Source organism: Agaribacterium sp. ZY112 (assembly GCF_041346925.1).
GTDB lineage: Bacteria > Pseudomonadota > Gammaproteobacteria > Pseudomonadales > Cellvibrionaceae > Agaribacterium.
In genome coordinates this window covers 1826547-1841091 of record NZ_CP166840.1, presented here as the reverse complement: position 1 = coordinate 1841091, position 14545 = coordinate 1826547, and the positions used below count along the sequence as shown (strand labels likewise).

Annotated in this window: 14 protein-coding genes and 1 other RNA gene; 3 read left to right on the top strand and 12 right to left on the bottom strand. The window is 46.5% G+C overall.

Features of this window, described 5'->3' with window-relative positions; all coding sequences use genetic code 11:
• Positions 1-2 precede the first annotated feature (2 nt).
• The 12 genes from mraY to argC form a co-directional block, all read right to left on the bottom strand.
• On the bottom strand, positions 3-1085 hold the full coding sequence (gene mraY, locus AB1S55_RS08045; protein WP_370981291.1) for a phospho-N-acetylmuramoyl-pentapeptide-transferase: 1083 nt from the start codon (positions 1083-1085) through the stop codon (positions 3-5).
• Positions 1085-2452, bottom strand: a complete 1368-nt coding sequence (murF, locus tag AB1S55_RS08040; protein ID WP_370981290.1) for a UDP-N-acetylmuramoyl-tripeptide--D-alanyl-D-alanine ligase — start codon at positions 2450-2452, stop codon at positions 1085-1087. Before murF ends, mraY begins: the two co-directional genes overlap by 1 nt.
• Positions 2446-3882: a UDP-N-acetylmuramoyl-L-alanyl-D-glutamate--2,6-diaminopimelate ligase gene (locus tag AB1S55_RS08035; RefSeq protein WP_370981289.1), complete on the bottom strand. Its 1437-nt coding sequence runs from the start codon at positions 3880-3882 to the stop codon at positions 2446-2448. Before AB1S55_RS08035 ends, murF begins: the two co-directional genes overlap by 7 nt.
• The gene (locus AB1S55_RS08030) at positions 3882-5606 is read right to left on the bottom strand and encodes a peptidoglycan D,D-transpeptidase FtsI family protein (RefSeq protein ID WP_370981288.1); all 1725 of its coding nucleotides are present in this window, start codon (positions 5604-5606) and stop codon (positions 3882-3884) included. Before AB1S55_RS08030 ends, AB1S55_RS08035 begins: the two co-directional genes overlap by 1 nt.
• A complete protein-coding gene (gene ftsL, locus AB1S55_RS08025; protein ID WP_370981287.1) occupies positions 5603-5914 on the bottom strand; it encodes a cell division protein FtsL in 312 nt (103 codons plus the stop codon). The genes AB1S55_RS08030 and ftsL overlap by 4 nt, the downstream gene beginning before the upstream one ends.
• Before the next feature lie 2 nt (positions 5915-5916).
• On the bottom strand, positions 5917-6843 hold the full coding sequence (rsmH, locus tag AB1S55_RS08020; protein WP_370981286.1) for a 16S rRNA (cytosine(1402)-N(4))-methyltransferase RsmH: 927 nt from the start codon (positions 6841-6843) through the stop codon (positions 5917-5919).
• Positions 6844-6852: 9 nt separating this feature from the next.
• Positions 6853-7296, bottom strand: coding sequence for a division/cell wall cluster transcriptional repressor MraZ (gene mraZ, locus AB1S55_RS08015; RefSeq protein ID WP_370981581.1), 444 nt, complete (start codon positions 7294-7296; stop codon positions 6853-6855).
• A gap of 479 nt (positions 7297-7775) precedes the next feature.
• Positions 7776-8121, bottom strand: an RNA gene (rnpB, locus tag AB1S55_RS08010) — RNase P RNA component class A.
• 84 nt (positions 8122-8205) lie between these two features.
• Positions 8206-8559, bottom strand: a complete 354-nt coding sequence (gene erpA / locus AB1S55_RS08005; protein ID WP_370981285.1) for an iron-sulfur cluster insertion protein ErpA — start codon at positions 8557-8559, stop codon at positions 8206-8208.
• A 69-nt stretch (positions 8560-8628) separates the two neighbouring features.
• Positions 8629-9084: a polymer-forming cytoskeletal protein gene (locus tag AB1S55_RS08000; RefSeq protein WP_370981284.1), complete on the bottom strand. Its 456-nt coding sequence runs from the start codon at positions 9082-9084 to the stop codon at positions 8629-8631.
• A gap of 1 nt (position 9085) precedes the next feature.
• Positions 9086-9826 (bottom strand): DUF6776 family protein, encoded by a 741-nt coding sequence (locus AB1S55_RS07995; protein WP_370981283.1) that lies wholly within the window; start codon positions 9824-9826, stop codon positions 9086-9088.
• Between the two features lie 35 nt (positions 9827-9861).
• Positions 9862-10902: an N-acetyl-gamma-glutamyl-phosphate reductase gene (gene argC / locus AB1S55_RS07990; RefSeq protein WP_370981282.1), complete on the bottom strand. Its 1041-nt coding sequence runs from the start codon at positions 10900-10902 to the stop codon at positions 9862-9864.
• A 158-nt stretch (positions 10903-11060) separates the two neighbouring features.
• Here argC and AB1S55_RS07985 point away from each other — a divergent pair, with 158 nt between their 5' ends.
• Genes AB1S55_RS07985 through hemL form a run of 3 tightly spaced genes read left to right on the top strand, consistent with a single transcriptional unit; the run spans position 11061 to position 14525 of the window.
• Positions 11061-12824 (top strand): chloride channel protein, encoded by a 1764-nt coding sequence (locus tag AB1S55_RS07985; protein ID WP_370981281.1) that lies wholly within the window; start codon positions 11061-11063, stop codon positions 12822-12824.
• Positions 12811-13242: a protoporphyrinogen oxidase HemJ gene (hemJ, locus tag AB1S55_RS07980; protein ID WP_370981280.1), complete on the top strand. Its 432-nt coding sequence runs from the start codon at positions 12811-12813 to the stop codon at positions 13240-13242. The genes AB1S55_RS07985 and hemJ overlap by 14 nt, the downstream gene beginning before the upstream one ends.
• Before the next feature lie 8 nt (positions 13243-13250).
• On the top strand, positions 13251-14525 hold the full coding sequence (gene hemL / locus AB1S55_RS07975; RefSeq protein ID WP_370981279.1) for a glutamate-1-semialdehyde 2,1-aminomutase: 1275 nt from the start codon (positions 13251-13253) through the stop codon (positions 14523-14525).
• The last annotated feature ends 20 nt before the right edge of the window (positions 14526-14545 follow it).

Genomic DNA, 14545 nt, shown 5'->3' with positions numbered 1-14545 from the left:
TCTTATCTCAACTTCAAAGTAGCTAATCCGACAAGGACAAGCATTAAACTAATAATCCAGAAGCGCACAATGACACGCGGCTCAGGCCAACCTTTTAACTCAAAATGATGGTGCAAAGGTGCCATTCTAAAAATACGGCGCCCTGTCAATTTGAACGATGCGACTTGTAAAATGACCGATACCGTTTCCACAACAAAGATGCCGGACATAATAAAAAACACGATTTCATGCCTAACCATGACAGCAATAACACCTAAAGCCGCGCCTAAAGCTAAGGCACCAACATCCCCCATAAACACTTGAGCAGGGTGGGTGTTAAACCATAAAAAGCCTAAACCTGAGCCAACTATCGCGGCACAAAACACAACAAGCTCACCAGTTCCCGCAACATAAGGAATGTGCAAGTAAGAAGAAAAATTTACATTACCAACCAAATAAGCAAATAAGCCTAAGGCAGCACCAACCATTACCGTCGGCATAATTGCCAAACCATCTAAACCATCGGTTAAATTAACGGCATTACTAAAGCCAACAATCATAAAATAACTAAGAATAATGTAGGCTGGACCTAACTGCAGAGCCCAATTTTTAAAAAATGGGAAATACAAAGTAGTCTCTACTGGGCTTTGCGCGGTGTAATACAGGTAGATAGAAGCGGCCAAACCAAAGACGCTTTGCCATAGATACTTCCAACGAGCTGGCAAACCTTTTGAATTTTTTTCAACTACTTTGCGATAGTCATCGACCCAACCAATAGCACCAAAGCTGAAGGTTACAAATAACACAACCTGAATATAACGATTCGCTAAATCGCCCCATAACAATGTTGCCAGACCGATTGAAAATAAAATTAATGCGCCACCCATAGTTGGCGTGCCAGACTTACTTAAATGAGACTGAGGGCCATCTTCACGAATAGCCTGACCAACTTGTAGCTGCTCAAGCTTACGAATAACCCAAGGCCCCAGCATCATCGATAAACCAAGGGCTGTTAACACGCCAACAATGGCACGAAAGCTTAAGTAGCGAAAAACACCAAAAACCGGAAAATATTCTTTTAAATTATCTGCGAGCCAATAAAGCATTATTGCCCTTCCTCTTGCTGTAATGCCCGACAGACTATATCCATCGATGAAGAACGAGAGCCTTTAACCAACACCGTAGGTCCATCGGACAAACGCTGCTGTAAATAGAGCACTAGTTCATTTTGATTCATAAAATGTTTTGCTTTTGAGCCATAGGCATCACAATAATCATCAGCAAAAGCACCTACTGCAAGCAGCTCATCCACACCATTTAAAGCTGCATACTTACCCACTTCACGATGAATATGTTCTGCGTCTTCGCCAAGCTCGGCCATATCACCCAAGACCAGAATTGATAACTCTTGCTTAGATAAATAATCAATAGCCGCCTTCATTGAAGCGGGGTTAGCGTTGTAGCTATCGTTCACCAATGTGGCCGCACCAAGTTTGCTAATTTGCATACGGCCTTGTTCACCACAATAAAGCTCTAAGCCGGCCACAATCGAAGCGGCATCAATACCCATCGCAAGTGAACAAGCTGCAGCAGCCAATGCATTTTCTAGCTGATGATGACCAGGAACGCGCAACTGAACCTCAAAAGCCTTGCCAGATAACTGCAATTTAAAGCCAGCACAACTGAGCTCATTTAACCGCTCATCACTGGCTGACACCGCCAAGCTCGTGTCGTCACGCTCAGTAAATAAAAGTACGGAACTTTGCTGTAACTGCTTAGCTATAGGCTCATAACTCAATAAAGCTTCATTAATCACGATTTGGGCATCGCGATTAAGATGCTTATAAATTTCTGCTTTTTCTTTTGCGATACCAGCTAATGTGCCAAAACCTTGTAAATGAGCAGGATGGACATTAATAACAACCGCAACATCGGCACAAATAAGCTCCGATAAATAAGCGATCTCCCCTTTAGCACTTGTACCGGCCTCAACAACTAAAAAGTCGTGAGTTTCATTAGCAGCCAATAAGGTAAGTGGAACACCAATATGATTATTTAAATTCTTAGGGGTCGCGTGAACAGTACCAGCTTGCTCGCAAATAGTGCGCAACATTCCCTTCACCGACGTCTTGCCGCAACTACCGGTAATCGCAACAACCTTAGCACCTAGCAACTTGCGCCAAGCGGCGGCTAAACGCCCAAGCGCCTCGGTTGTATTTTCAACAATGATTTGAGCTGAAGCTAAGTCATCCTGCCAAGAAGTCACAACAGCGGCGCAAGCACCGGCATTAAAGGCACGCTCAACAAAAGCCTCGCCATTGAAGTTATCGCCATGCAAAGCGATAAATAGGTCGCCAGTCTGAATGCTGCGGGTATCCGTGCTTACTCGATTAAATGCTAAGTTAGCATCTGCAGAAGGCCCTACTAAGCGCCCGTTCATCGCTAGTGCTGCATCGTGTAGAGTCATCAGCATTGCAACAACTCCTTAACCACAACGGCATCATTGAAGCTTATTTTTTCACCTTGAATTTCTTGGTATTGCTCATGCCCCTTTCCTGCAACAAGCACTAGATCGTCATTACTCGCTTGCTGTAAAGCAGCTTGAATGGCCTTGCGACGATCCAACTCCACAATAAAGCGAGACTCATCTTGAATACCACTTAAAACATCTTTAACAATAGTTAAGGGCTCTTCACTTCTAGGGTTATCTGAGGTCAGCAAAACGCTATCAGCAAGCCGTTCAGCGACTCCTCCCATCAAACTGCGCTTACCCTGATCTCTATCACCACCACAACCAAAAACAAGAATAAGCTTGGCCTGACAGTGCTCCTTTAATGAACGCAATACGTTTTCCAAAGCATCCGGAGTATGAGCAAAATCGATATAAACCGCTGGCTGTAAACTAACCCTTTGTAAGCGCCCAGGAACAGCTTGTAACTTTTCAGCAAGTGAGGCCAAGCGACTTAATGTTGTACCTTGCTTATACAGCACTGCAAAAACAACAAGTAAATTAGCTAAATTAAAGTACCCCATTAATGAGGTTTTAAACTCAAGCTGATGTGAGGCAAGCTGAAAGCGCGCACTCATACCCTGCAAACTAAAGCTTGCAGCCAACAGTGAAAACTCAGCCGCTTTATTACTTAATGAGAAGGCAGATATATGCGGCAACAAATCAAGCAACTGCTCATCATCGGCATTAATAATTGAACCGTTTGTATTACAACTCACAAACGACTTCTTAATTGCCGCATACGTTTGCATATCACCATGATAATCAAGATGATCGCGACTGATATTGGTTAACACCCGTTGATCAAAGTGAATTGCAGCAATGCGCTTTTGAGCAATGGCATGTGACGATACCTCCATTGCCACATAATCAATTCCATTTTCAACAAACCGAGCCAGAATCTTCTGCAGCTGCAAAGCGTCTGGAGTAGTCATGCCTATGCAGTGGTACTCTCCCGCTTTTGTAGACCAGCCAAGAGTACCTATACTCGCAGCAGAAAAACCTAGCTCACGCCAACTCTGGACAAGCAAATCAGCACACGATGTTTTACCGTTGGTACCTGTTATGCCAACAATGTTTAATTTTTTACTTGGCTCGCCATAAAACTTGGATGCAATCTGCCCCATACGCTCATTAAGGTCTACAAGTTCAAGGTAAACGACTTGGTCCTTTACACTGACGGAATCTTTGCCACTGACACTTTCTCGCACAATGACTACAGCACCTGCTGCCAAAGCAGCATCAATAAAATCTTCGCCATTGGAGTGCAAACCACGTACAGCAAAGAACAAACAGCCCTTAGCCACAAGCCGGCTATCTAAACTTAATTGGCTAATGCCGTAGAACCGAACGGCTTCAGGCAAAGAAATATCAACAAGTGCTTGTAAATCCATTAACCGCGCCCCCCAAATAGTTCTGAGGTACTGCTCAAATATGCAGATCGATCTTCAGGAGTAACACTAATAACACGTAAGCTTTTTTCCATAACACTTGCAAAGATAGGCGCAGCCGCTTTACCACCGCTGTACTCGCCATAAGCAGGCGGCTCATCAACAACCACGACCGTTACTAAACGTGGGTCATTCGCGGGAGCAAAACCTGCAAATAAAGCGCGGTATTTATCATCTGCATAACCACCACTTTTCGCATCAATTTTATGAGCGGTTCCCGTTTTACCGGCAACGGGGTAGTCAGCAATAGCCGCACGCGTTGCCGTACCGCCTTTTTCGGTTACCCCTCGAAGCATATCTCGAACTTCACGAGCAACATCTCGGTCAATGACCTGAACAGCATCAACATTTTGTTTTTGCTTAATTAAAGATAAAGGCAATAGCGCACCATCATTAGCTAAAACCAAATAAGCTTGTGCCAACTGCAGAGCATTCACGTTCAAGCCATAACCAAACGCAAAATTAGCTCGCTCAACATCGCTCCAACGATTCCGCTGAGGCAAGGTACCTGCTCGCTCGCCAGGGAAACCAATACCCGAGTTCTGGCCAAGCCCTGCACGAAAATACATATCTTGCAGCTCACTTGGCTGCATTTCTAAAGCGATTTTACTTACTCCCACTTGGCTTGATTTTTTTAAGATTTTTGCCAAGTCCATAGGTCCATAATTAACTGGATCCATAAAGGTTTTCGAGCCAACACGTAAATAACCCGGTGACGTATTGATCACATCGGTCGAACGGTAGCGGCCACTTTCCATTGCCGCAGCAATTGTTAAAGGCTTAACCGTAGAACCAGGCTCAAACACATCGGTGACCGCTCGATTGCGCATATGATCCCATGCGGCACCCTGTAAATTGTTAGGGTTATACGAGGGTTGATTAACCATCGCTAATATTTCCCCTGTGCGCGCATCAACCGTCACTAAAGAGCCACTTTTAGCTCCCTGCTTAGCAATCGCATGTTTTAACTCTTTGTAAGCTAAATATTGAAGCTTTAAATCTATGGTTAACTGAAGATCCTTACCTGGTACCGGCGCCTTTATAAGCCCCAACTCTTTAACAGTATGTTGTTTGCGATTTTTTAATACCCGCTTACTACCCAACTCTCCCTCAAGCCAAGAGTCAAAAGCTAACTCTAAACCTTCAACACCGCCTTTATCGGAGCCTGTGACACCCACCACATGAGCGGCGACTTCACCGGCAGGATAAAAACGCTTATATTCAGTACGACCATTAACACCGGAAAAGCGCTGTTTAAGAATTTTTTCTGCAACATGCGGAGCCAACTGCTGAGCTAGATACATAAAACGTTTATTTTTATAAAGCTCAACCCGCTCACTCAGTTTTGCCTTAGATAGCCCCAAAGCCTTAGCCAGCTCAGGCAATTCTTTTTTATTTAAAAACTTAGGATCGGCATAAATAGAAGTAACAGGTGTACTAACTGCCAATAGTTCACCACTTCGATCCGTAATCAAACCACGATAAGCAATAAGCTTTTCTGTTCGCAACGTACGGTTATCACCCTCAGCTTTAAGTGAGATGCCATGCTCTTCACCTTCCAACACCAATAAATTTGATGCTCGCGCCAACAGTAAATAAGGCAAAACCATCATGCCTATTACAATAAGCAAGAAGCGCCAGTGTTTTTTGATATTGAGCCAACTCATTGCGCTGGCACCAAGACCGTTTTTGACGGTTCCGGCGGTGTCATTTCGAGCTTAGCTTCCGCTAAGGTTTCGATGCGGGAATACGAAGCTAAAGAACTAAGTTCAAGCTTGTACTGGCCTGCACTTACCTTAAGCGCCAAACCTTCTCGACGTAAACTTTCCAGCTCCTGCGTTTTAATTCGTGATACATATGTGCTGTAAACAACCGCTAAACCAGAGAACAAAGTCAGCACCCACAAAAACGCCAAAACCGCGGCCCGAATGGTGCCGCGGTTAACGTTTTGTTCTTGATGCATGTCTTGCTGCATAGCTAATCCAAACAGCGTTCAGCAATGCGCATAATCGCACTGCGTGATCGCACGTTCTCCCCTAGTTCTTTATCACCGGCTTTAATTGCTTTGCCTATTATTTTGAGCGGCGACTTTAATTGATCGTGTGTTACCGGCACACCAATCGGAAAATCCTGACTCTGACTGTACTTTTTAATAAAACGCTTAACGATTCTGTCTTCTAAAGAATGAAAGCTAATAACGACTAAACGCCCGCCAGGCTTCAATGCTTTCATCGCGGCATCAAGTGCAAGCTTTAAATCTTCCAGCTCACGATTTATTTCGATACGTATAGCCTGAAACACACGAGTGGCTGGGTGCTTTTTTTCATCTTTTTTAGGCACTGTTTCTTCAATCAAACGCGCCAGCTCTAACGTTCTGGTCAATGGCTTTTCTGCGCGTCGTTCAACTATTTTTCTTGCAATGCGACGCGCAAAACGCTCTTCACCGTAATCGCGAAAAACACGTACCATGGCATCTTCTGCACTGTGTTCCAGCCATTGCGCGGCACTTGGGCCGGCGCTGGTATCCATACGCATATCTAAAGGGCCGTCACGCATAAAACTAAAACCGCGCTCGGCCTCATCAAGCTGGGGAGACGACACCCCCAAATCAAGTAAAATACCATCTACCCGACCACGGCAATCGGGTAGCGATGCGATATCAGCAAAGCTTGAATGCTGAATAGTGAAACGAGCATCTTCTGAGGCAAGCGCCTCTCCCGTAGCCACTGCCTGAGGATCTTTATCAAAACCTATAAGACGCGCATCAGCACCCAAGCGCTTTAGCAAAGCTCGGCTATGCCCACCTCGACCAAAAGTGCCATCCACATAAAGACCCTGCTTATCTTGCAGTAATCCATCTAGCGACTCCTCTAGGAGCACTGAGTAGTGCACATCCTGACTCATAGGTCCTTCTTATATACTTAGGTTCAGCATGGCTTCAGGGATAGGCTCATCCCCGATATCTTCAAGCGTTGCATTCCAGGCTTGCTCATCCCATAACTCGTACTTGTTACCCAAGCCAACTAACATCAACTTTTTTTCCAAACCAGCAAACTCTCGAAGCGTTGGAGGCAAAAGAACTCGACCGTTAGCATCGAGGGTAAACTCATGGGCATAACCAATGACAAGACGCTGTACACGGGCAGCTTGCTTGTAAGCAGTGGGTAAGGCTTGAATTTGCGGAAGGATGTTTTGGGTCCACTCACTTAAAGGGTAAACACAGAGACAGCGCTCTTGCATATGGGCGGTAATCACAACCTGTCCGCCACAGGCAGCAACTAGCTCATCCCGACAACGAGTCGGAATCGCAATGCGCCCTTTGGCATCCATGTTGATGTTGTTACTACCCTGAAACACTTTTTTCCCCGAAGCGCCCTTAACCTCCACTGAAAAGCACAAAAACCCACTTTCCACCACTTCTCACCACTATATTTCAGCAGCGCATAAAGTCAAGAAAATCCAGCACCGGAGCAGGGGCTAAGCAATTGAAAAACTTAGATTTTTCAACACGGGCACGAGAGGAAAAGAAAAATAAAACCGATTAAAAACAAGAGGGTAGAACCCGAAGCTAGAAACAGCATCAAGAACAAGATTATTTTGACCTGAAATAGGCCTGCAGAAATACTAAAAAATCATAAGAAAAAACGGCGACCACACTAAAGTACTAGTAATGCCAACATGCAAGACTAGACGACAGTACGCGAAGCCTCAAAAGACCGAGCTTGAGAGCCCAGTAGATAGCGCTAAAGCGCCTACCGCCTCACTCATCAAGCACAGCTAGCCTAGCCACGTTCGAGTGCGCTCTTGAAGAGCAACCAACCCATAACAAGCAGAATATATTGAGCCAGCCTATAAGCCGGGTTCTGTCTAGGACAATCATTCATCTAGGCCCATCATCGCTAATGGGCTCAAGCGACCTACCCGAATCCAGCGCGGGTACACGCCTATAGGATTCCTATTTGGTCTTGCTCCGAGTGGGGTTTACCATCGCCACAGACTGTTACCAGCTGCGCGGTGCGCTCTTACCGCACCTTTTCACCCTTACCACTGCTTACACAGAGGCGGTTTCCTTTCTGCTGCACTATCCGTAGGCTCACGCCCCCCAGGCGTTACCTGGCACTCTACCCTATGGAGCCCGGACTTTCCTCTCAACCGAAGTCGAGCGATTGCCCAGCTGGCTCGCGAGCAAATGTACACAAGCAAACAAAAAGAAACAAGTAAGATAAGTGAAGCGCCGAGAAAACAACGCCCTTAAAGACGGGGAAACTAGATTGAGAACGAAGAGCCACAACCACAGGTGGACTCAGCATTCGGGTTTTCAACCTTAAAGCGCGAGCCCTGTAAACCCTCTTCGTAATCCAAGGTTGCCCCCACAAGATAGGGGTAGCTCATAGCATCAACCACAACACAAACCCCATCACTCTCAATGAGGGCATCGTCTTCGGCATAGCTTTCCTCAAAAGCAAAGCCGTATTGAAAACCCGAACAACCACCACCTGTTACAAACACACGTAATTTAAGATCGGGATTCTCTTCCTCTTCAACCAGCTCGCGCACTTTGGAGAGCGCCGTACTAGTGACATTAAGAGCTTGAGGAACAAAGGTAGATGCGGTGCTCATATATAAGGATTGGCCTAATTTGACTAACTAGCTACGATTATCCAAATACCCGAGTACTTTAGTCAAGTATTATTGTGATTTCGACTCTTGTACTGCTCCCGCATCAGAAGAAACCTTAAGCTCTGCAACCTTGGCACTTGACTCAACCTTGCTAGGCTCAGCCTCCGTAATATGCACCAAACCACCATTCACGTGGGCACCTTTGACCATCTCAATCACCTGATAGTGCACATTGCCATTAACCTCAGCCTTGGCAGCCAGTTCCAGATGCTGATCCGCAAACACATCACCATTAACCTGGCCATTGATAATGACCTTAGGCGCACGAAGCTCACCATTAACACAGCCTTTGTCACGAATGCGGACCAGCGCATCGGCACCCTCCTCAGCCACGATATCACCGTTGACCGTCCCCTCAATATCAAGAGTGCCAGCAAAGCGCACACTGCCATCGATCACTAGTGCATGATCAAATAAGGTGTGGCCACCCTTAGCAAATTGGGTCTTCTTTTTTCTGCCTAACATCTTAACTCTCCTCTACCAGCCAGCCGAACTTTTTGGTTTTACTCTGGGCATTTTTACCCGTACTTCGCGCTTCAATTAAAATACCTGCCGGCTCAAAGCCTTCTGGCAGGGTTAAAACGCCCTCGACCACCTGAAAATACTTAAAACGTAAACGAATCGTGTCGCCTTCCACAGAAGAACTTAAGGCACTCAACGCATACTCTTTATCAACACCAGCCTCAGCCCCCGACAAGGTCACTTTAAGACTGCCGCTTAGCAAGTTGTGACGAGAAGCTAGCTGCTTAACCACAATCTTATAGCTGTAACGGCGAGGCTCACCTGCACTGACAAGCTCTACCGAACCAATAGTCAGACCACTGGCTTTTTCGTTCGGGGCCATCAAACCACGATAAAAGTTATTCTCTTCAGTCAGGCGAGCTATCTCATCATTTAGCTCAACAATAGTTAAGCGAACATCCTCACTTGCCTGCCTATCAACTTCAGCTGCAAGTTTTGAGTTTTCTAACATCTGCTCGTATTTATTCGCTTCAGATTGGTAGTGAGCTAAATCTTTTTTGAGTACACCCAATTCACTAAGTGCCTGTTGCTTTTCTTGCCCACCAAAGTTCAAGCCCAACCAATAAGACGCGGCAATGGCCGATGAGAACAACAATAAAACGATAAAGAACCATACAAATAGCTCGCGCAAACGGTATTCGACCACCTTAATGCGCTTTTTCTTAGATCCCGCCACCAATGCCATAGGCCTTTTACACCACCTTCATAATCAACAAGCTGCTAAGGCAGCAGTGCGATCTGTTCTAGACCTTCAGTCTCGGTAAAACCAAACATCAGGTTTAAGTTTTGAACAGCTTGAGCTGAGGCTCCTTTAGCTAAGTTATCAATCACTGACATCACAACCAACATCCCCTCATCCTGAGGATTTTCAACGCTAAGACGGCACATATTAGTACCTTTAACTGTGCGTGTTTCAGGGTACATACCTTGAGGCAATACATCTACGAAGGGCTCATCACTGTACTGTGCCTCAAAGAGTGACTGTAAATCACCTGCCTTTTCGTTCGCACGCACATAGATAGTGGAGTGGATACCACGAATCGTCGGCAGCAGATGCGGCACAAAGGTCAAGCCAAGCTCGGCACTCTTATCAGCACACATTGCCTTAAGGCCTTGAGAAATTTCCGGCAAGTGCCTATGCCCTGCAACACCGTAAGCCTTAAAGCTGTCGTAATTTTCAGCCATAAGTAAACCGGTCTTTGCATTGCGACCTGCACCACTAATACCAGAAGCAGAATTAGCAATTATAGTACTTGTATCGACCCAACCGGCTTGTAGCAAAGGCAATAAAGCCAACTGCACGGAAGTAGGATAACAACCAGGGCAAGCAATCAATTGAGCCGATTTAATCTGCTCACGATTTAACTCAGGCAAACCATAAACGGCCTCTTCGACCAAGTCAGGGCAAGCATGGGCTTGACTGTACCACTTCTCCCATAAAGCAATATCTTTAATACGAAAGTCCGCACTGAGATCGATAACACGAGCACCGGCATCAACCAACGGCTTCATCATCGACTGAGCAACGCCATGAGGCGTGGCAAAAAAGACCACATCACAGCCCAATAGCGCATCGGACTCAGGAGCGACAAACTCAAGATCAATCACGCCTCGCAAGCTTGGAAACAAACTGTCGATGCGCTTACCGGCTTCAGCACGAGAGGTAACAACACTTACCTCCACCTGCGGATGACGGGCTAACAATCTCAACAATTCGGCGCCGGTATAACCCGTCGCACCAACAATGGCGGCTTTAATCACAAGCTTTCCTCTATGTTTATAGTTAATTCAGCACTACGCCGAATCAAAAGGGGCCTAATGATAAGCCCTCACTCACAAAAAATCATGCCTAGCTTCACAAGCTTTGGTCATGACTGTGTACAATAGCCAACCTGACTCGTTTCTACACGACTAAGTACATGCCTCTTCGCAACGCTATTCAAACAAGGCTCGACCAACTGCGGCTATCTCTTGCTCAAGTTGATGCCCTCCCCCAGCTCAGCGCCATTGCTATTGTGGTGGGGGCCTTATGCGGCCTACTTATCGTACTTTTCCGGCTGGCCCTTGAAAGCCCCGATCTTTTTCTGCCCATGAGTAGCGCCGACAGCTTTGAGGAATTAAGCCCTCTTCAACGCACCTCTCTACTGCTTGGTGGCAGCGCGCTTATCGCATTAATTTTTCATCGATTAAATAAATATCAACGCCAGCTCAGTGTCGCCCACGTCATTGATCGCCTGCACAATCACCAAGGCCAATTGCCGATGAGCAACTGGCTAGCACAATTTGGTTTAGCCGTACTGGCTATATGCAGCGGCCACAGTGTTGGCCGCGAAGGCCCTGCCGTTCACTTAGGTGCTGGCGCGGCTAGTCAACTAGGACAGTGGCTGCGTTTGCCTAACAATAGCATGCAAACTCTACTCGCTTGTGGTGTCGCAGCTAGTATCGCAGCCTCTTTTGATACACCACTTGCAGGGGTCATTTTTGCGATGGAGGTGATCTTAATGGAGTACAGTATTATTGGTTTTGTCCCTGTAATTCTAGCTTCAGTCATAGGCGCCGCAATCAGCCAAACACTGCTTGGCGAAACCGTTGCTTTTGATGCCGAAAACGGCGGTTTAAACAGTTTAGTGGAATTGAGCCTGATCGTATTTTGCGGCTTTATTATCGCAGCCTTAGCCGGAAGCTATATCCGCATTCACCTATGGGTTGCTCGTATCGCTCGCTGGCCTATTAGCTTGCGCATTATGCTCGCAGGCGCCTTAACTGCAGCCATTGCTTGGCCTGTGCCTCAAGTGATGGGTTTAGGCTATGACACCATCCACTTAGCCATTGAAGGCCAGCTACTTATCAGTACGCTTATCTTTATCGCGCTGGCCAAGCTACTGCTAAGCCCCGCCGTTGTAGCGCTAGGCATACCAGGAGGCCTTATTGGCCCCTCGTTATTAATTGGCGCCTGCGTTGGTGCTGCTGTCGGCAGTATTGTTGAATTACTTATGCCCAACCTCAATATAAATCTAAGCCTGTACGCACTCCTAGGCATGGCCGGCATGATGGCCGCAACCATTAATGCACCACTAGCCGCCTTGGTGGCCGTTGTTGAGCTCAGCGACAACCCTCATATTATTTTTCCAGCCATGTTAATCATTGTTGTAAGCAGCATTAACACACGCACCTTTTTTAAAGTCAGCAGTATTTTTGTCGAACAACTGCGCATGACAGGGCGAGACATAGAGCTGGGGCCCGCTGCCCGAGCACTACGCCGAGCCAGTATCGTCAACACCATGGATAGAAAATTTATTATTGCCGACGCCCGTATCAACATTGAAGATGCGCGCTATATCTTAAGCACAGCTCCAAACTGGGTGGTATTTAGCGAGGGGGATTATTTATATTCACTGTGGGCAAGTGACCTTGCCAGTTTTATAGATAGTGCACCAGAGGATGTACTCAAGGGCGAAGCACTCATCCAGCTCAATGAAGTTCCAGGGCGCCGCCATCTTATGCAGCGTATATCGGAGTCGGAATCTCTTTACGATGCACTGAAACTGATTAAGAGAAGCCAGTGTGAAGTGCTTTATGTAAGCTCTAGTAGCTTATCGCACCGCTCTGTGCACGGCATTGTGAGCCTGCAAGATATTCAAAACCATTATCAACCCAAGGAAATGCGAGATGCTCTGGCTTAAAAGTTTTCACATTATTGCCGTTGTCTGTTGGTTCGCAATGCTTTTTTATATGCCTCGTCTCTTTGTCTATCACGCAATGACAGATGATGAAGCAGGAAAAGAGCGCTTTAAAGTTATGGAGCGCAAACTCTATAGAGGCATCGGCACCCCCTCAATGATAGCAACCATTTTACTGGGATTCGGCACCGCCTTTCACGGTGGTATGTGGGCCTATTACAGTCAGGCAACTTGGTTCTGGATAAAAATAGCCCTCGTTGCAAGCCTAGTTATTTATCACTTTGTGTGCGGCCACTATATGAAGCGCTTTGCTCGTGGCGAACAAGTACCCGGCCATGTATTTTTTAGAATTTTTAATGAGCTACCCGTAGTCGTACTGATAGCCGCTGTTATTTTGGTTGTATTAAAACAGCCTGCTTAGGAGAAAAAATGAGCACCGAATTTGAACAAGCCCAACAAGTTATTCCCGGCGGCGTAAACAGCCCAGTACGCGCCTTTAAAGCTGTTGGTGGTGAACCTATTTTTATAGAGCGAGCCGAAGGCCCTTATATCTACGATGTCCACGCTAAGCGCTATATCGACTACGTACTCTCGTGGGGCCCGATGATTGCAGGCCACGCCCATCCAGATGTTATTGAGGCCGTTAGTGAAAAACTAAAACTCGGCTTAAGCTTTGGTGCGCCCACAACAATTGAAACCGAACTTGCAGAAAAAGTGTGCTCCCTTGTGCCCTCAGTCGAAAAGGTTCGCTTTGTAAGCTCCGGCACCGAAGCCACTATGAGCGCTATTCGACTCGCACGAGGCTTTACTGGCCGCGACAAAATCATCAAATTCGAAGGCTGCTATCACGGCCATAGTGATAGTTTACTAATTAAAGCCGGCAGTGGCGCCCTAACCTTAGGTCTACCGAGCTCACCTGGGGTGCCTGCCGCCCTCGCCGCACACACAATAACATTGACTTATAACGACCCAGAACAGCTTAAGCAGGCTTTTGCTGAATTTGGCAATGAAGTCGCATGCGTGATCGTAGAGCCGGTGGCTGGCAATATGAACTGCATTCCACCAAGCGAAGGCTTTCTTGAAACAATGCGCCAGTGTTGCACCGATGCGGGCAGTGTACTTATTTTTGACGAAGTAATGACTGGCTTCCGCCTAGGCCTAGGCTGTGCTCAAAGCTATTACAATATAGAGCCAGACCTAACCACCCTCGGTAAAGTCATGGGCGGCGGTATGCCCGTTGGCGCCTTTGGCGGCAAACAAGAAATAATGGATTACATCGCCCCAGTCGGCCCGGTTTATCAAGCCGGTACTTTAAGCGGTAACCCTGTAGCCATGGCCGCAGGCCTTAAGACACTTGAACTCATTGAAGAACCGGGCTTTTACGATAAAGTATTTAAGCTAACCAAACGTTTGGTGACTGGCTTGCAAAAAGAAGCCGATGCAGCAGGCATTCCATTTACCACCAACCACGTTGGCTCAATGTGGGGCTGCTTCTTTACCGAAGCGGAAAGTGTGAGTAATTATGAGCAGGTAATGAGTGGCAATATTGAACGCTTTAATCAGTTTTTCCACGGTATGTTAGAACAAGGCGTTTATTTAGCCCCAGCATGTTACGAAGCCGGCTTTTTATCCTCAGCCCACAGTGAAGCTGATGTAGATGCAACCATCGCCGCAGCAGCAAAAGTATTTCAAAGCCTAAAATAAAACCAAGCAGCTTGAGAGAT

Excerpts from the sequence above, each read along its gene's own strand:
- AB1S55_RS08000 (WP_370981284.1), bottom strand. The coding sequence starts at position 9,084 with ATGTTAGGCAGAAAAAAGAAGACCCAATTTGCTAAGGGTGGCCACACC.
- hemL (WP_370981279.1), top strand. The coding sequence starts at position 13,251 with ATGAGCACCGAATTTGAACAAGCCCAACAAGTTATTCCCGGCGGCGTA.
- mraY (WP_370981291.1), bottom strand. The coding sequence starts at position 1,085 with ATGCTTTATTGGCTCGCAGATAATTTAAAAGAATATTTTCCGGTTTTT.
- AB1S55_RS07985 (WP_370981281.1), top strand. The coding sequence starts at position 11,061 with ATGCCTCTTCGCAACGCTATTCAAACAAGGCTCGACCAACTGCGGCTA.
- erpA (WP_370981285.1), bottom strand. The coding sequence starts at position 8,559 with ATGAGCACCGCATCTACCTTTGTTCCTCAAGCTCTTAATGTCACTAGT.
- AB1S55_RS08035 (WP_370981289.1), bottom strand. The coding sequence starts at position 3,882 with ATGGATTTACAAGCACTTGTTGATATTTCTTTGCCTGAAGCCGTTCGG.
- rsmH (WP_370981286.1), bottom strand. The coding sequence starts at position 6,843 with ATGAGTCAGGATGTGCACTACTCAGTGCTCCTAGAGGAGTCGCTAGAT.
- hemJ (WP_370981280.1), top strand. The coding sequence starts at position 12,811 with ATGCTCTGGCTTAAAAGTTTTCACATTATTGCCGTTGTCTGTTGGTTC.
- ftsL (WP_370981287.1), bottom strand. The coding sequence starts at position 5,914 with ATGCAGCAAGACATGCATCAAGAACAAAACGTTAACCGCGGCACCATT.
- AB1S55_RS08030 (WP_370981288.1), bottom strand. The coding sequence starts at position 5,606 with ATGAGTTGGCTCAATATCAAAAAACACTGGCGCTTCTTGCTTATTGTA.
- AB1S55_RS07995 (WP_370981283.1), bottom strand. The coding sequence starts at position 9,826 with ATGGCATTGGTGGCGGGATCTAAGAAAAAGCGCATTAAGGTGGTCGAA.
- murF (WP_370981290.1), bottom strand. The coding sequence starts at position 2,452 with ATGCTGATGACTCTACACGATGCAGCACTAGCGATGAACGGGCGCTTA.